The sequence below is a fragment of the Georhizobium sp. MAB10 genome (assembly GCF_045012825.1).
GTDB classification, from domain to species: domain Bacteria; phylum Pseudomonadota; class Alphaproteobacteria; order Rhizobiales; family Rhizobiaceae; genus Georhizobium; species Georhizobium profundi.
The window spans coordinates 3,439,028-3,455,075 of the sequence record NZ_CP118314.1; the positions used below are offsets into that span (position 1 = coordinate 3,439,028).

Genomic DNA, 16,048 nt, shown 5'->3' on the forward strand with positions numbered 1-16,048 from the left:
CTTGAGCGGATGCGACTGACGCAGGAGGTTGCGAGGAACGCTCAGGAGATGACTGATCGTGCGCGCTTGGACCGTTGCAGGCGTGATCCTGATCGGCGCGAGTGCCGGCCATGAGGCAGACCGTCGACTGATATTGGCTAACAATGGCACTGTTTCGCCTTTCTCTGCGGCTAAACAGTCCGCACCGTTGATGGGGAAAGATTCGGGCCAGCTTCCCCGTTAGGAAGTGACACACCTCTCTTGCTCAGTTGGCCTGACACTCGTGCTCAAGGATCGCCACCTTGAGGACGGCAACGGCTAGCTGAGCGAGATCCGGTGTGGTGTCGACAGCAGCATCGCTACGCAAGTTTTTGGCAGCCTCAAGGTGCGCAAGAACCGACTTCGATATTGCGGTAGGCGAGAGTATGGCGAGGATAAACACAAGCGATCCACTGTCACGATGATCACACGGTTGTCCATTTTGTTGGTTTGCATCGCAGCGACCGCTCTTGCCATCTCTCAAGCAAATGACGGTATGAACGCGGGAATGAGAATGTCTGTACACGAAGAACTGACTGCGGCGGGTCCAACTGGGCCACTCGCTGGGACCTTGACTCTCCCGTCCGGCGAAGTGCCGCTTTCCATGGACCTGCCGGTGTTTTTGATCGTGCCAGGATCGGGTCCGACCGATCGTGACGGCAACTCGCCTCTCGGTATTACTGCGGCGCCCTACAGACTGCTTGCAGAGGAGCTAGCTGCTAAGGGGTATGCTTCAGTGCGCATCGACAAGCGTGGCATGTTCGGATCCATAGGTGCCGCCCAAGACCCAAACAATGTGACGATCGCAGCCTATGGCGACGACCTCCGAGCGTGGATTGAAGCCATTCAAGAGCGGCTGCCCGCAAATTCTGGTGCGCGCTGCGTCATCCCGATTGGGCACAGCGAAGGCGGACTCGTCGCCCTAGCTGCCATGACACGTCTCACAGACGCCTGTGGGCTGATTTTGATCGTAAGCATCGGCAGGCCATTGGATGCGGTGCTTCTTGAGCAGTTGCGCGCCAACGCCGCCAATGCACCTTTCCTGATGGAGGCGGAATTGGCACTCGCGGAACTGAAACGCGGCAGACGGATCGATCCGAGCGCGCTCAGTTCCGAACTTCAGCCACTTTTTCGGCTTGAGGTTCAGGGCTACCTGATCGATGCGATCTCGTACGACCCGCTGAAACTTGCAGCACAAGTCCAAGTTCCGATACTGGTTTTGCAAGGCACACGCGACCTGCAGGTTAGCTTACAGGATGCACGGATGCTGGCGCACGCGGCGACTGACGCAAAGCTCTCTCTGCTTCCGGACGTCAATCACGTGCTCAAGACTGTAGCGTCCGAAGACGTCGCAGCTAACGTTGCAACATATGCAGACCCTGACCTTCCCATCGCGCCCGATGTTGTTGATGTAGTTGCGCATTTCGCTGCCACGATCGCTGGTAAATAAAGCTGCGAATGGCGTTTAACAACGACGCTGAGCAAGGCTTACTTTCGAGCGAGTCTGACACTGACGCCGAGACCGGCGAGATGGCTCGCCTCCCGGTCAGCCGATCCGGCATTCAGACGAATCTGCCGAGTTGAAGAACCTGGCTCTTCGTTGAGTTCAGAATGGTAGGTCCGCTTTTGGGTGAAGGAGAGCTTCCTTTTAGCGTCCAAAAAGGGGCGCAAAGCTGACGTTGACGGGGTGGACGGGAAATCATTTCCCAAGCTGTTCGGTGCCAACGCCTAAGCGTTAGCTTTGCGCCCCATCCCGGTCGAGAGGCACTTCGAAGTATGAGCCCAAAAGCAGACGCTGGTGGACGGATGCTCAACTGGGCCAGCCGATGTCAAGGCAAAGCACTCCAGCCTTCGGTTTGGATTGGTTGAACAGTCGCCGCACTGCTCCGCCGTCCCAGCGAAGCGAGAACGTCGCTATTCACGCCGATTGCCGATAGCTACCGCTGACGTTAATAGGCGGCCAGAAGACGCCGGGGGCTGATAATCCTAGTTCTTCCGGGCGAAATGAATGCCGCAGATCTACTCTCGGTATCGGTCTCAAAACCGACTAAAGCGATTGTTCTTCGGCGCCGGTTTGATCCTAAAGTCGAACGGCCGCAGCGAGACCGAACGACCAGCCATGTTGGGGAATACCCTTCCGATTACAAACTGCTCTTCCCGGACGCCGGCGCAGGCGGGTATATGCTGGCAAGCTGGCGGAGATGGTTCAACATTTCACGCTCGGCCGCTTCGGGGTCACGCTCCTTGATCGCCCTGAAGATGCGCTCATGGGCCGCAAAGGCGGTGTCCATTTGCCCCTCAATCTTCAGACTCGTGTGTCGTACTTCATGGAGCCAGCGGTCGATCGCCGTGAAAAATGCGTTGATGATGGGGTTATCGACGATATCGGCGATCTTTTGATGGAACGCGATATCGGTTCGTCCGAACAAATCTGCGTCTCCGATAGCCTCTCGATTGGCGTATAGAGCCTCCTCGAGAGCTCTTATCTGGGCGTCGGTCGCTGTGGGCGCAGCCAGACGTGCGACGCCTGCTTCGACGATTTGACGGACCTCGCTGAAGGATCTGAGCCCGCCGGGTTGCTGGAGATAGAACGTCGCAGCCTGCGACAGCATGCCGAGCAAGAATTCCGGCTGCGGCGCGCAGACACGCGCGCGGGTACCCGGACGCGTTTCGATAAGTCCCATCGCCTCCAGAGCAGCAGTCGCCTCGCGAACGGTGAGACGCGATACGCCATACTCATCCATGAGCGCCCGCTCGGATGGCAGCGAGTCGCCAGGTGCATACACGCCTTCCTGAATATCCGCTGCAAGCATGTCCACGAGGTCTTCGTGCATTCGGCGGCGCTTGATCGTTCGATCCACGTCTTTGCGTCCCGTCTCCAACTGATCAGTTGCCACGGAATTCTCCTGAGACTTTTGATCGGCGTGACCGACCTCTGTTGACAACACCACCATTTCCGAAGAACAAATGCAACCGTTCAGATGGTCTGATGGTCAGACCAGTTTCGCGGGAGGTGGGGAGCCGCGATTGAGGCGCATTCAACAGCCTTGCACAGCACGGCAATGCGTCGTCCCCGACGCATGAACTTTGGGAGGAGTTGAACAATGACCCGTCACATCATGGCCGCACTGCTGGTCGGCACTGCTTTCACGACGCCTGCATTCGCGGAAGACATCGCGATCGCGCTTCACGTCGATCCTGGGCATGAAATGTTTCAAGTGGGAGAGCGGCTAAAGGAAACAATCGAAGAGCGTATGGAGGGTCGGTTCACGGTCACTCTTCTTGGAACGGAAGTTGGTGGTGAGCGCGATCATCTTGAGGGCGCGAGCATCGGCGAGTACCAAATCGCACTTGGCGGCTCGATGCCGATGTCTCTCTACGCAGCACCCTACGCAGCTTCCGATCTTCCTTTCGTGTTCAACTCGAGCGCGGACGCAAGACGCGTGTACGAAGGCGAGATCGGCGACGCCGTTCAGGAATCGCTCGTAACAAACGGCAATCTTCGCCTCGTCGGTTTGTCGATCCGCAATCCCCGCAACCTGACCTCCAAGGTTCCGGTGCTCAGCCCGGACGATGTTTCTGGTGCTCGCTTGCGCATCCCGGAGATCACCCCTTGGGTAGAAATCTGGAGCGAGATCGGCGCGCTGCCGAGCCCGATCGCCTGGCCGGAAGTTTACACGTCCTTGCAGACGGGCGTGATCGAAATGCAGGAAAACCCCGTCGACTTCATCTACAACGGCAAGCTCTTTGAAGTTCAGAGCCATGTGAACCAGACGGAACACGTCTATTCGTTCTTCCACTGGCTCATGAACAATGGCTTCTATGAGGGACTGTCAGAAGACGATCGGGTTCTGATTCAGGCAGCCATCGATGAAGCCATTGCTTGGGGCGATGAGCTTGTCCAGGGCAATGAAGCCAAGGTCTACGACCAACTCGTCGAAGCAGGCATGGAACTGACCGAGCCTGATGTCGATGCTTTCCGCGCGAAAGCCGAGCCGGCTATCCGTCGTGTTGCCGATACATTCGCACCGGAAGTGCGTGACTACGTTCTGTCTCAGATCGACTAACGGCTGTGCGCGCCGCTCTGACTGAGCGGCGCGCTCCCTTGCTCAATCAAAGGATGGGACCGATGTCTGACTTGGATGCGCTGTTGGATCCAGCGCCGCCTCCGAAAAGTGCATTCTGGACTGTCGTCGAGACGGCCATGATCTTGGCGTTCATCGGCATGCTGGCCGTGATGCTCATTCAAGTGGTCTCACGCTACGCTCTCGCGATTGGGGTGCCGTGGACGGACGAAGCGTCACGCTATCTCTATATCACCCAAATCTTTCTGGGTCTGGCCGTAGCAGAGCGCTATGGGATGAACATCCGCGTCACGCTGGTGCTCGATATGCTGTCCACCCGCATCAGAAGCGTAATTGAGGCAATCGGCTATCTGCTGACCATCGCCATTGCCATCGCAGTTCTTTTCGGTGCGATGCGCATGATCAGCCAAACCGGAAATGTCGCTGCCAGCACGCTTCCAGTGACAATGGCCTGGCTCTACGGCGTTCAGGCTCTCGGGCTGGCTCTCTATATCCTGCTGCTTGCGAAAGACGTCGTAGCAACCTTCCTTCGCACATCTTCGGAGGCGCACGCGTCATGATCATCCTTCTCGCATTGTTTGGCACACTGATCGTGCTGATGATCGTCGGTGTTCCCGTCGGCCTCGCCATGATCGGCGCCTCAGTCGCGGTGCTCTTGTCCAACCGCGGCTTCGACAACATCCCCTACGAGATGCTTGCGCAGCGCACGCTTTACGGTGTCAACAGCTTCACGCTTTTGGCTATTCCGGCCTTTCTTCTCATAGGCCGGTTGATGAATGCCTCGGGCATATCCGACCGTGTCTTCAACGTAGCCCGCTCACTCGTGGGTCATCTGCGCGGCGGGCTTGGGCACGTAAATGTTCTCTCCAGCATGATCTTTGCGGGCATGTCGGGGTCTGCCGTTGCCGATGCTGGCGGGCTCGGCCCGGTGCAGATGCGCGCCATGGAGAAAGACGGTTACGATCGCGGCTTCAGTGCTGCGGTGACTGCCAGCTCGGCAACAATCGGTCCGATCATCCCACCGTCGATACCGGCCGTCATCTATGGCGCGCTCGCCAACACATCGATCGCCGCCGTCTTCCTTGGATCGATCATTCCAGGGATCCTGATGGGACTGTCGTTGATGGCGCTCGTTTTCATCATGTCGCACCGTCGGGGTTATCCCGTGTCCAAGCGAGCCAGACTGTCAGAGATCATTGCCGCGATCGGCGCGGGCTTCCTGCCGATGATGACGCCGGTGATCATCATCGTGGGCATCCTCTCGGGCATTTTCACGCCGACAGAGGCGTCGGTGATCGCCGTCGGTTACTGCATGATCATCGCATTCCTGGTGTACCGCACGATCTCACTCCGGGAATTCTGGGTGATCTGCCGGGATACGGCTGTCGACACTGCGGCCCTTCTGGTCATCATCGCCGGCTCGGCGCTTTATGCCTGGGTTCTGGCGCGTTATCAGGTGACTAGCCAGATCATCGACTTCCTGTCCGGTGCGATCGAGAGCAAGTACCTTTTGCTCTTCCTGTTGATGATATTCGTGCTGGTCATCGGTTGCTTCATCGACTCTGTCCCCGCGCTGTTCCTGCTCACGCCGATTTTGGTCCCACTGGTCGTCAGTTACGGCATTGATCCGGTCCATTTCGGTGTCGCAATGATCTTCAATCTTATGATCGGATTGGTCACGCCACCCGTCGGAACGGTGTTGTTCACAGTGCAGAAAGTGGCGAACATCCCGTATGGCGAACTCGTGCGCGAGATCATGCCCTTCTATATCCCGCTGTTCGGGATGCTCCTCGCAATTACCTTCATTCCCGGGCTGGTCATGTTCCTGCCCAATCTCCTGCTGCGATAGCAGCGGGAGGACCTACTTCCGGAGACTTTAACAATGGCAATTTTGGTGTTTGGCGGTCTCGGCCATGTCGGATCGTGGGTTGCGCACGACCTCGCGCAGCGCGGCGAAGACGTGGTCATCTTTGACCTGGGTGCGCGGGGTCTGGATGGCCTCGGGCTTGATTATCTCGAAGCGGTATCCGAGCGCCTGACCTTCGAGAACGTGGATGTTCTCGATACGCACACCGTGTTCGAACGCATGCGGGCCTACGAGGGCCGCATCGATGCGGTCATCTTCGGTGTCGCGGTGATCGCCGGCCCCACGTTTCAGCTTCGCCCCTTCCGCAACATCCAGATCAACACCATGGGAATGCTGAATGTCCTGGATGCATGTCGCATCCTCGGCGTTCCAAAGTTCATCAATCTCAGCTCGGGGGCCGTTTACGGAACCCAAGCTGGCGGCCAGACTGAGCAACTGCCGTTCATGGCGAGCGATCTCTACGGCGCCACGAAGGTCGCCAATGAAGTGCTGGCAGATCAGTATGGCGAGACCTACGGCATCGACGTGCGCCAGGCGCGGCTCTATTTCGTCTACGGCCCCGGCAAACTCCCTTCTCGTATGCACACGCTTTACCAGGCGATGTTCGGCGGTCTGGAAGGGCTCTATGGGATCGAAGTGCCGACCGGTGGGGATCAGTCTCTGGACTGGACGCACGTGCGGGATACGGCCGCCGGCATCGTGGCGCTTCTCGATGCCAATCCTGAAGATGCGGACGGCGCATTCAACATTTCATCCGGGGTTGCCGTCAGCCATCGTGACATCGTCGCGCACGTCGCCGAGATCGTTGGCCGGCCGACCGACATGCGACTGGGCGACGGCCTCTTCTTCCAGCGCGGGGCACCGCTCGATATTTCGAAAGCCAAGCAGCAGCTTCAGTTCGAGCCGCGCTTTACAGACATTCGAGATGGTCTGAAAGATTACCACGCTTGGCTGGCCACAGCCGGTCGGGCAGCATGATCCCCGCTCAAAGCCGGGAGTGCATAAGGGCGAGCTATTGGCTGCGCACCATGGGCAACGTTCAGGCCGTCGCAGAAGCGATCGCAGGCGAGCAATCAAGTGGTACGTTCATCGCTCTGCCCAATGAGAGCGTTGCACTGCGCGAGCGTTCCGCAGCTCGCGTCGAAGAGATTGCCGAAGCTCCTGACGAGGGGAACCACCCCCTGCCCGGCTCGGCAGGAGAAGGCAGCCCCAAGGCGTACCGGCTGACTGTGTCCTGGCCGCTGGCCAATGTCGGCGCGTCGCTGCCCAATCTGCTGGCCACCGTCGCCGGAAACCTGTTCGAACTCAGGCAGGTTGCCGGCCTCAAGCTCCTCGACTTCTCGGTTCCACGCGCGTTTGCCGACGCCTATCCGGGACCCGGATTTGGCGTGGCTGGCACTCGCCGCCTATCCGGCGTCGCCGAGGGTCCACTGATCGGCACCATCATCAAACCTTCGGTTGGCCTAAGTGTCGAAGAGACTGCTGAACTCGTAGAAGAGCTCTGTGCGGGGGGCATCGATTTCATCAAAGACGATGAATTGCAGGCCGACGGACCGTCATGCCCATTTGACGAACGGGCGCGCGCGGTGCTTGAGGTCATCGACCGTCATGCCCAGCGCACGGGTCGGCAGGTGATGTATGCTGCCAATCTGACGGGTGAGTTGGATGAGATGCGTCGCCGGCACGATTTGGTCCAGGCTCTCGGCGGAAACTGCGTCATGCTGAGCCTGAACAGTGTAGGCCTCACCGGCTTCTCGGCATTTCGCAAGCACTGCAGCCTGCCCATCCACGCACATCGAAATGGCTGGGGCTATCTCGGTCGCTCATCCGACAATGGGTTCTCCTATCTCGCCTGGCAGAAGTTCTGGCGGATTGCCGGCGTTGATCACATGCACGTCAACGGCATTCGCAACAAATTCTGGGAGGATGACGACAGCGTCATTGCTTCTGCACGGGCTTGTTTGACGCCCATGTACCAAGATCGGCCTCTGACCGTGATGCCCGTATTCAGCTCTGGCCAAACGGTTCATCAGGCCCATGATACGTGGCGCCTTCTCGGATCGGCAGACCTCATCCACTGTGCGGGCGGAGGCATCGTTGCTCATCCAGGCGGCGTAAGTGCCGGCGTCGAAGCGCTGCGCTTCGCTTGGGATGCGGCCCGCTCGGGAATTTCGCTAGAAACTGCGGCGCGATCATCGCCCTCGCTTGCTCAGGCCCTGGAGACATTCCAATGACCCCAACATTTCCAAAGGGGACTTTGTTGGCATTTTACGGCGACGACTTCACCGGCTCCACGGATGCCATGGAAGTGACTGCCCTTGCAGGCCTGAAGACGGTGCTTTTCGCCGGGACGCCGAGCGCTGGTACGCTTGCCGAATTCGCAGATTATCCCGTCATTGGCATCGCCGGCGTTGCTCGCTCGAAAGATCCAGCCTGGATGGAAGCCAATCTGCGCCCTGCACTCGCCGCGTTGGCGGCACGCCACCCGCGTATCCTGCAATACAAAGTCTGCTCGACCTTCGATTCCTCAGCGCGCATCGGCTCGATCGGCAAGGCGATCGACATCGGCCGAGATGTTCTCGAGCCAGATTGGTCGCCCTGCATCGTGGGGGCACCGCAGCTCGGAAGGTGGCAGATCTTTTCCAACCTTTTTGCCGTCGCCGCCGGAACCGCCCATCGCATCGACCGTCATCCGACCATGTCGCGCCATCCGGTCACACCGATGCACGAAGCTGATCTGCGTTTGCATCTCTCCCAGCAGACGGACGCACCCGTTGGTTCGATCGACATTGGTGAAATGCAATCGAGCCTGGCTGCCTCAAAGGTCATGGCTGCGCGTGACGCCAACCAAGTGACGTTCATCGACGTCGCCGACGCGCAAACACAGGCAATCGCCGGTCGCCTCGTTTGGGAAAACAGCGAGCGGAGCTTGTTCTCGGCATCATCTTCCGGGTTGCAATACGCCTTGGTCGCGCATTGGCGCGAAGCAGGGTTGCTCGCTGCTCAGCCGCCTGAATTCGCCTCACCTCCACCAGTCGATCGGTTGCTTGTCCTCTCGGGCAGTTGTTCACCAGTCACTGCCGCACAGATTGCAGCGGCCGAGGCCGCTGGCTTCGCCTCTATCCGGCTCGATGTGATCGCGACCAGCGATCGCAAAACTGCCGTCGCCGAACTGACCCGTGTCGAAGAAGCGATTGCTGAAGGGTTCGCAAAATCTCGGGGCGTGATCGTATACGCCGCCCGGACGGTGGATGATCCCAACTTCAGCAGGCTCAAAGAGCGCGCTGCGCAAAGCGCGATGACGTTCGACGAGGCTCAGGACAGCATCGGTCGCGCTTTGGGATCGCTGGCCCACGCCTGCGTGTCCCGTTTTAATTTGACCCGACTCGTGGTCGCTGGTGGAGATACATCGGGACGCGTCCTCGAAGCATTGCCGATCCACGCGCTGGAATTGAAATATCCTTTGGGCCGGGGTGCACCGATATGCGCCTCGCACAGCCACGAAGAAGCCTTCAATGGGCTCGAGCTCGTGCTGAAAGGCGGACAGCTCGGACAGGAAACTTTGTTCATCGATGCTTTGGGCTAGCCACGTCGACTATGGCGATGGACACGGACGCCGGCGCAAGCCAGTGCAGCTCCGAATGTCCGCAAGACCTATCTTGTGCGATGCTAATCCATCAATGCGGCTCAGCGGCGTCGCGACAAGCCCCTGAGCCGCATCAGATCAACGCTTTCCAGCCGAGCCCACACCACTTGCGTAACGCTGCTCCATTGCATCGAATTCATCTTTCCGGACGAGACGCTGCCGTTCGGCGAACGACGCGACGGGGCCGCTTTCATCAAGGCGGTTGTCGCGTTTCAATGCGCCGAGTGCGGCTTGCATGCCGTGGACTGCGCCCTGAAGCGCGACATTAGCGTACAAGACCAGCGAGAACCCCATCGCATCTAGTTCGGCCAGATCCATGATTGGGGTCTTGCCGCCAACGACGAGGCTCATCGATTGCCGCCGATGGTCGGGGCTGCGACGACGGCGGTGGTCGCGAAGATCACGGAACATCGTTTCACTTGGTGGGTTCGCTTTCATCTCGTCAGATGGAGTGATCGCCTTGAATTATGACTTGAAGCCAATCGACAGGCAGGTGATCGTCATCACCGGCGCCAGTTCGGGATCGGGCTTGCCACTGCCAAGGCAGCGGCTGCCGCTGGTGCCAAGGTGATGTTGGCTGTTCGGAATGAACTTGCGCTGGAAAGGATCTGCAACGACCTCAAGTCGACGGGCGGGGATGTTGACTTCATGAAGACGGACGTCGGCGAAGAAGAGCAGGTCCAAGCCTTGGCTGACAGAGCTATCGAGAGCCGGCTTTGACACATGGGTCAACGATGCCGGGGTCGGGTTGATCGCAACCGTCGACAAAACGTCGACCGAGGACCATCAGCAGATTTTCCAGACGAACTATTTCGGGGTGGTCCATGGCTCGATCGCCGCTGTGAGGTATTTTCGACGCAAACGAGAACCCGCTGCCCTAATCAATTTCGGCTCGGTCGTTTCCGACATGCCGATTCCACTTTCGGTTGCCTATTCCGCCACCAAGCACGCGATCAAGGGTTTTACCGACGGTCTGCGCAATGAGTTGATGCAGGAAGAGCTGCCGATATCCGTTACGCTGATCAAGCCCAGCGCCATCGATACCCGGTTCTTCGATCACGCCAAGACCGAGATGGGCGGCATGGGCAAAGCACCGGGTCCTCACTATGCGCCGGAAGTCGTGGCAGCCGCGATAATAAACGCCGCGCAGCATCAGAAACGCGATTTCCCCGTCGGTGCGACCGCCGTTTTCACGGCAGCGGCGGAACAGGTGGCGCCGGAATTTGTCGACAAGCAGCAATCGTCATGAAGCTTTCCGATCTCGTCGACTTCGGCCATTTGCCAGATGCGGACTCCCTGCATGAGACGCCGGACGAAGGAGAAGAACGCTCCACATATGGTCACGGTCGGAGATACAGCATGACGACGACAGGCCAAATCCACCAGAAGACGACGCTTGGCCTATTGGCCGCAGCTGGTGCAGACGCCGCCCTGGCCCTTTTCGCGACCCGTTCAGCGCGAGGCGGCAATGGCCGTTAACGACTTCGCTCCAACGACTGCTCCCCGATGATACTCTGAAGATCATCTAGCGCGCGGAGAGCTGAGAGACGGTGAGGGATCTCACAGCGCTCTGTCGCGAATTTGATTTGGATCAATGCCTCGCCGCCGTTCACGCTTTAACTGCGAGAGCCAACATCAACAATCGTAGTCATCCATGTTCAACCGACGCAGGCAAATCGAGCCATCTCGTTTATCTGAGGAAGGTCTCTTTCACGTCACCGACGTCGTCGTCCTTGTTGCGGCCGTTGCCTTGATAGCAGGCGTTTCAATTTCGCTTCTCGGCGTCTTTTAGGCCTTGGCACCGGCTGCAGCGACTGCGGCTCGTGATCGGCATGATAGCCTCTTCCCTGCCCCGAATGGCACATGCGCTTCTACAATCGCTAGCAACTACGCTTCACGCCACGAGCGGGCCTTTTCACGGCTTAAATTGGATCTTCTGGCGTATCATCGATGAGGATGCGCTCGGCGGCGCCGTCGGGATCGTCGTACTGTCCGCTACGGAGCGCCCACTGGAAGGCGATGAGCCCGATGCCGCCGAGGAACAGCGCAACCGGGATAAGGTAGACGAGCATGGTCACGCGAGCGCCTCCCGTTGGATTGCCTGTCCAGCAGAAGCGCCTGGGCGCTTGGCGGTGAAGCCGAGCCGCAGCGCGTTGGCGATGACGACGAGCGATGAGGCTGACATGGCGATTGCTGCAATGAGCGGCGTGGCGTGGCCGAGGACGGCGATGGGCACGGCGACGGCATTGTAGGCGATTGCGAAGCCAATGTTCTGCCGCACCAGCCTGTTTGCCTGAAGCGCAATCGAGCGGGCAAAGGGTACCGCGTCAAGGCTGACCTTCATGAACACGAAATCGGCTGCGGCGCGGCCAATATCGGCCGCCTCTGAGGGTGCGATCGAGACATGGGCAGCGGCGAGCGCGGGAGCGTCGTTGATGCCGTCACCGACCATCAGGACCTTGCGGCCCTCTCGTTCCAGCGCCGCGATCCGCTGGAGCTTGTCGGAGGGCAGCATGCCCGCGTGCCAATCCAAGATGCCGGCGACTTCCGCCACCTTGCGACAGGCGTCTCCCGTGTCGCCCGACAGCATTTCGACGGGGCCGACGGAAGCGAGAGCTGCAACGGCTTGCGCCGCACCTGGGCGCAGGCGATCCTCGAAGCTGAAACGCGCTTTCTCCGTGCCATCAACCGTCAGAACGGTTCCTGATCCATTACCGTCGTGCCTGGCCCAGTCGGCGCGGCCAAGGCGCCAGACCCCGTCGGCGTCGTGGCCTTCGATGCCGTCTCCCGGCACCTCTCGAATATCGGTCAGAGTGCCGCCCCGGTCGTCACCTGCCGCCCCGGCGATGGCGCGCGAGGCCGGATGACGCGACTGACGCGCGAGCGCACCGGCCCGGGCGAGCATTGCCGGCTTGATTGCATCGGCATTCGTCAGCCGCATTTCGCCAAGCGTCAGCGTGCCTGTCTTATCGAAAATGACATGATCGGCCTCGGCGAGCCGCTCCATCGCCGAGCCATCCTTGACCATGATGCCCGCCTCGAAGAGCCGGCGCGCCGCGACGACCTGGACGATTGGAACCGCCAGTCCGAGCGCGCAGGGGCAGGTGATGATGAGAACGGCAATCGCGATCGTCATCGCACGATGCCAGTCGCCGCCAAACGCCATCCAGCCGAGGAAGGTGAGCAGCGCGCCCAAATGCACGACGGGCGCGTAGAGCGCCGACACGCGCTCGGCAATGCGGCGATAGCCGGCGCGGCCGCCTTCGGCCGTTTCCAGCATGCGCAGCATGTCGGCGAGGAAAGAGTCCGATGCCCTGCGCTCAGCCACCAGCGTCAGGGGTCCGGTGACGTTGAGTGCGCCAGCGCGAACGCTCGCACCGCTGTCTACGCGGATGGGCCGGCTTTCGCCCGTGACCAGCGCCATATCGACATCGGAAGCGGCGGTTTCGATCAGACCATCAACCGGAATGCGATCGCCGGCAGCGATCAAGAGCCGCATGCCCGGTTCGATCTCGCTGACGGGGCGGTAGCGACGCTCACCGTCCGGTTCAATCACCAGCGCGCCGCGCGGCGCGATGCGGGCGAGGTTGCGAACCGCGGTGCGCGCGCGGTTGCGCATGACGTGGTCGAGCGTGCGGCCGATCAGAAGGAAGAAGAGTAGGGACACGGAGGCGTCGAAATAGGCGTGCGGGCCGTTCGTGATCGTCTCGTAGAGGCTCATCGCATAGGCGAGGCTCACGCCGACAGCGATCGGCACATCCATGTTCATGCGCCCATGCGACAGTGCATTCCACGCGGAGCGGAAGTAGATGCCGCCCGCATAGATCAGCGCCGGCAAAGCGATGAGCGCGGAGACAAAGTGGAACAGGTCTCGGGTCGCGCCTTCAGCCCCCGACCATACGGATACCGACAAGAGCATGATGTTGCCGGCAGCGAAGCCTGAGATGCCGACGGCGCGCAACAGGCGCGACAGTTCCGGGTCGCCATCGTCTGCCGTGTCTTCGGCCAGATGCGCCGGATAGCCGACTGCCGCCAGCGTCGAGGTTACCGGTGGCACGGTTCCCTCATAGAAGCGGACCGAGACGCGTTTGGTCGAGAGGTTGACGCGGGCATCCTCCACGCCGGGCAGCGATGCAAGTGCCTTCTCGATCGTTCGGATACAGGCGGCGCAATGGACGCCGGGAACCGATAGGTCGACCTGGCGCAGGCCGTTGCCAAGCGGGCGACTGACGAGGAGAAGCTCTTCGTCGGATGGGAGCGATTGTGACGGCAGCGTTTCCGCCCCCGGCGCGCAGCAGCTCATTGCAGCCTCCCGTCGCTCAGGATGATGCGTCGCGTCTCCCGCCAGGCCCGGCCGTCAATGGTGACGGCGTCGATCTCGACGACCCAGAGGCCATCGCGCAGCCTTGCCGCGCCGACCATTCCGCGGGCGCCAGGAACGAGCGAGATCGTGGTGTCGTCCGCCTCGGAGGCCGGGTTGCGGAAGACGAGTTCGGCGGCCGATAGCGGAATCGGCGCCGCTCCGGCATCTGCGAGGCGCAGCGACATGGTGCCATCGTCAAGCGTCAGCGACGCCGTCCATCCGAGCGCGATCTGCTCGCGCGCCGCCTCGACCTTGCCGTTGAACTCCTGGCTCGCAATATAGGAATTGCGTACGACGAAACCCGTCCAGCTCGTCCCCGCCAATGTCGCCATGGTGACATTCACGCCAATGATGACGCCAAAGAAGGCGATCATGATGAGGAGCATATGGCGCCCGGTAAAGGCGCCGGTGTCTTGCCTGGTCGTCATGGCTGTGGTGCCTCGAAGCTGGCGGTGTAGGAATCTGTCTCGAAGCTCGACGGGTCTTCGACGACGAAGCGCAAGGTCTGGACGGAGCCGTTGATCGCTGCGGCTGGCTGCGCCACATAGATTTTCAGCGTGCGCAGGCGGTCCGGCTCCAACGTGACCGCCAGCTTTCGCGATGCCGGCTCGTTGATCCCGACCGCGCTCATCGCTGCATCCGGCAAGCCTTCCAGCGAGATCACGACGGCGCGCGGCTCAGGGATCTTGTTCAGGAGCTTGACGGTATAGCCGTTGCGGATCGAGCCGTCGGACAGCACGACATATTGCGGGTTGCGATCGTGCAGCACGTTCACTTGAAGACGGTCGCGCGTCATCAAGCCGTATAGAAGGGCAAGACCGACCAGCGACCAGGCCGCGAAGTAGACCATCGTCCTCGGCCGCACGATGCGGGTGAAGCGGACATTGGTGATCCCTGGAAGCAGTCGCCCATCCCTGCCGCGGACGCGCTCCGGATAGATCGCGCTGGTTCCGTTTGCCGTCGCCAGCGCCATGTTCTGGTTGTAGTCGGCAAGCGTCGCGTAGGAGATCAGGCCGCGGTCGCGGTTGAGCTTGTCCATGACGCCATCGCAGGCATCGATGCAAAGCGCGCAAGTGATGCATTCGAGCTGCTGCCCGTCGCGGATGTCGATGCCCATCGGACAGACGGCGACGCAGGCATTGCAGTCGACGCAGTCGCCGACTGCGTCCCCGGCGGCCAGCGCCTTCTTGGCGTGGCGCGAGCGCGGTTCGCCGCGCCAGTCATTGTAGGTGACGGTCAGCGAGTTTTCGTCGAGCATCGCGGCCTGAATGCGCGGCCAGGGGCACATATAGGTGCAGACCTGCTCGCGCATTAGCCCGCCGAAGACGTAGGTCGTGGCCGTCAGCACGGCGACGGTAATGTAAGCGATCGGCGCTGCCTGGGCGGTGAAGAGGCCGACGAACAAGCTCGGCGCATCGGCGAAGTAGAGGATCCAGGCGCCGCCGGTCGCGACTGCGATCAGGAGCCAGATGGCGTGCTTGGATACCCGCAAGGCAAGCTTGCGCGCATCATAAGGGGCGGCGTCGAGCTTGATGCGGGCATTGCGGTCGCCTTCGATGGCCCGCTCGACAACGAGGAACAGATCGACCCAGACCGTCTGCGGGCACGCGTAGCCGCACCAAGCGCGCCCGACGACAGACGTGACGAGGAACAGACCGAAGCCCGCCATGACCAGCAAGCCTGCGACGAGCCAAAATTCCTGCGGCCAGATCTCAACGAAGAAGAAGTAGAACCGTCGATTGGCCATGTCGACCAGCACGGCCTGGTCGGGCGCGTGCGGGCCGCGGTCCCAGCGCAGCCAGGGCGTCACGTAGTAGATCATGAGGGTGATCAGCATGACGAGCCACTTGAAGCGGCGGAACGTTCCTTCTGCGCGTCTTGGAAAAATCTTGCGCCGCGGCGCGTAAAGCGGCTGACGGATGCGCGGGGCGTTCACCGGCTCGGCCGTGTGCTGCTCGATGGCGTTCCGCTCGATCGACGTGTCGAATGCTGTCATGGGATGACGAGGCCCCTTGTTGCGATCATCCCTCGCACCGGTCCGGCTGTCCGGCCTTGACCAGGATCAAATC

General features: G+C 60.5%; 15 protein-coding genes. 9 read left to right on the plus strand and 6 right to left on the minus strand.

Translation table 11 applies throughout. The features are described 5' to 3' along the window. Nucleotides 1-622: 622 nt before the first annotated feature. On the plus strand, nucleotides 623-1,468 hold the full coding sequence (locus tag PU133_RS16460; protein ID WP_404862554.1) for an alpha/beta hydrolase: 846 nt from the start codon (nucleotides 623-625) through the stop codon (nucleotides 1,466-1,468). 691 nt (nucleotides 1,469-2,159) lie between these two features. Here the strand turns inward: PU133_RS16460 and PU133_RS16465 are convergent. Further along, nucleotides 2,160-2,972 (minus strand): FCD domain-containing protein, encoded by an 813-nt coding sequence (locus PU133_RS16465; RefSeq protein ID WP_404862555.1) that lies wholly within the window; start codon nucleotides 2,970-2,972, stop codon nucleotides 2,160-2,162. 150 nt (nucleotides 2,973-3,122) lie between these two features. Between PU133_RS16465 and PU133_RS16470 the strand changes: the two genes are divergently transcribed. From PU133_RS16470 to PU133_RS16495, 6 genes are all read left to right on the plus strand, one after another. Continuing rightward, nucleotides 3,123-4,085 (plus strand): TRAP transporter substrate-binding protein, encoded by a 963-nt coding sequence (locus PU133_RS16470; protein ID WP_404862556.1) that lies wholly within the window; start codon nucleotides 3,123-3,125, stop codon nucleotides 4,083-4,085. Between the two features lie 62 nt (nucleotides 4,086-4,147). Next, nucleotides 4,148-4,663: a TRAP transporter small permease gene (locus PU133_RS16475; protein WP_404862557.1), complete on the plus strand. Its 516-nt coding sequence runs from the start codon at nucleotides 4,148-4,150 to the stop codon at nucleotides 4,661-4,663. After that, nucleotides 4,660-5,952: a TRAP transporter large permease gene (locus tag PU133_RS16480; protein WP_404862558.1), complete on the plus strand. Its 1,293-nt coding sequence runs from the start codon at nucleotides 4,660-4,662 to the stop codon at nucleotides 5,950-5,952. The genes PU133_RS16475 and PU133_RS16480 overlap by 4 nt, the downstream gene beginning before the upstream one ends. Before the next feature lie 33 nt (nucleotides 5,953-5,985). Next, entirely contained in the window at nucleotides 5,986-6,948 is a 963-nt protein-coding gene (locus PU133_RS16485; protein WP_404862559.1) for an NAD-dependent epimerase/dehydratase family protein, read from the plus strand. Further along, nucleotides 6,945-8,204 carry a ribulose-bisphosphate carboxylase large subunit family protein gene (locus PU133_RS16490; protein WP_404864570.1) on the plus strand — a complete coding sequence of 420 codons (1,260 nt, stop codon included), beginning with the start codon at nucleotides 6,945-6,947 and terminating at the stop codon, nucleotides 8,202-8,204. The genes PU133_RS16485 and PU133_RS16490 overlap by 4 nt, the downstream gene beginning before the upstream one ends. After that, nucleotides 8,201-9,556 (plus strand): four-carbon acid sugar kinase family protein, encoded by a 1,356-nt coding sequence (locus tag PU133_RS16495; RefSeq protein ID WP_404862560.1) that lies wholly within the window; start codon nucleotides 8,201-8,203, stop codon nucleotides 9,554-9,556. The genes PU133_RS16490 and PU133_RS16495 overlap by 4 nt, the downstream gene beginning before the upstream one ends. Nucleotides 9,557-9,694: 138 nt before the next feature. Here the strand turns inward: PU133_RS16495 and PU133_RS16500 are convergent, their stop codons facing one another. Beyond that, on the minus strand, nucleotides 9,695-9,967 hold the full coding sequence (locus PU133_RS16500; protein WP_404862561.1) for a hypothetical protein: 273 nt from the start codon (nucleotides 9,965-9,967) through the stop codon (nucleotides 9,695-9,697). 219 nt (nucleotides 9,968-10,186) lie between these two features. Here PU133_RS16500 and PU133_RS16505 point away from each other — a divergent pair, with 219 nt between their 5' ends. Beyond that, entirely contained in the window at nucleotides 10,187-10,336 is a 150-nt protein-coding gene (locus PU133_RS16505) for a hypothetical protein (protein WP_404862562.1), read from the plus strand. Beyond that, entirely contained in the window at nucleotides 10,308-10,865 is a 558-nt protein-coding gene (locus PU133_RS16510; RefSeq protein ID WP_404864571.1) for an SDR family NAD(P)-dependent oxidoreductase, read from the plus strand. Before PU133_RS16505 ends, PU133_RS16510 begins: the two co-directional genes overlap by 29 nt. 673 nt (nucleotides 10,866-11,538) lie before the next feature. On the opposite strand, the gene ccoS is transcribed toward PU133_RS16510, so the two are convergent. Genes ccoS through ccoG form a run of 4 tightly spaced genes read right to left on the minus strand, consistent with a single transcriptional unit; the run spans nucleotide 11,539 to nucleotide 15,975 of the window. Further along, on the minus strand, nucleotides 11,539-11,694 hold the full coding sequence (gene ccoS / locus PU133_RS16515) for a cbb3-type cytochrome oxidase assembly protein CcoS (protein WP_126011282.1): 156 nt from the start codon (nucleotides 11,692-11,694) through the stop codon (nucleotides 11,539-11,541). Next, on the minus strand, nucleotides 11,691-13,919 hold the full coding sequence (locus PU133_RS16520; RefSeq protein ID WP_404862563.1) for a cation-translocating P-type ATPase: 2,229 nt from the start codon (nucleotides 13,917-13,919) through the stop codon (nucleotides 11,691-11,693). The genes ccoS and PU133_RS16520 overlap by 4 nt, the downstream gene beginning before the upstream one ends. Further along, complete coding sequence (locus tag PU133_RS16525) at nucleotides 13,916-14,407, minus strand: FixH family protein (RefSeq protein WP_404862564.1); 492 nt, start codon at nucleotides 14,405-14,407, stop codon at nucleotides 13,916-13,918. Before PU133_RS16525 ends, PU133_RS16520 begins: the two co-directional genes overlap by 4 nt. Beyond that, nucleotides 14,404-15,975, minus strand: coding sequence for a cytochrome c oxidase accessory protein CcoG (gene ccoG / locus PU133_RS16530; RefSeq protein WP_404862565.1), 1,572 nt, complete (start codon nucleotides 15,973-15,975; stop codon nucleotides 14,404-14,406). The genes PU133_RS16525 and ccoG overlap by 4 nt, the downstream gene beginning before the upstream one ends. Nucleotides 15,976-16,048 lie beyond the last annotated feature (73 nt).

Excerpts from the sequence above, each read along its gene's own strand:
- PU133_RS16460 (WP_404862554.1), top strand. The coding sequence starts at position 623 with ATGGACCTGCCGGTGTTTTTGATCGTGCCAGGATCGGGTCCGACCGAT.
- PU133_RS16525 (WP_404862564.1), bottom strand. The coding sequence starts at position 14,407 with ATGACGACCAGGCAAGACACCGGCGCCTTTACCGGGCGCCATATGCTC.
- PU133_RS16475 (WP_404862557.1), top strand. The coding sequence starts at position 4,148 with ATGTCTGACTTGGATGCGCTGTTGGATCCAGCGCCGCCTCCGAAAAGT.
- PU133_RS16480 (WP_404862558.1), top strand. The coding sequence starts at position 4,660 with ATGATCATCCTTCTCGCATTGTTTGGCACACTGATCGTGCTGATGATC.
- PU133_RS16490 (WP_404864570.1), top strand. The coding sequence starts at position 6,945 with ATGATCCCCGCTCAAAGCCGGGAGTGCATAAGGGCGAGCTATTGGCTG.
- ccoG (WP_404862565.1), bottom strand. The coding sequence starts at position 15,975 with ATGACAGCATTCGACACGTCGATCGAGCGGAACGCCATCGAGCAGCAC.
- PU133_RS16505 (WP_404862562.1), top strand. The coding sequence starts at position 10,187 with ATGTTGGCTGTTCGGAATGAACTTGCGCTGGAAAGGATCTGCAACGAC.
- PU133_RS16470 (WP_404862556.1), top strand. The coding sequence starts at position 3,123 with ATGACCCGTCACATCATGGCCGCACTGCTGGTCGGCACTGCTTTCACG.
- PU133_RS16495 (WP_404862560.1), top strand. The coding sequence starts at position 8,201 with ATGACCCCAACATTTCCAAAGGGGACTTTGTTGGCATTTTACGGCGAC.
- PU133_RS16500 (WP_404862561.1), bottom strand. The coding sequence starts at position 9,967 with ATGAGCCTCGTCGTTGGCGGCAAGACCCCAATCATGGATCTGGCCGAA.
- PU133_RS16520 (WP_404862563.1), bottom strand. The coding sequence starts at position 13,919 with ATGAGCTGCTGCGCGCCGGGGGCGGAAACGCTGCCGTCACAATCGCTC.
- PU133_RS16465 (WP_404862555.1), bottom strand. The coding sequence starts at position 2,972 with ATGGTGGTGTTGTCAACAGAGGTCGGTCACGCCGATCAAAAGTCTCAG.
- PU133_RS16485 (WP_404862559.1), top strand. The coding sequence starts at position 5,986 with ATGGCAATTTTGGTGTTTGGCGGTCTCGGCCATGTCGGATCGTGGGTT.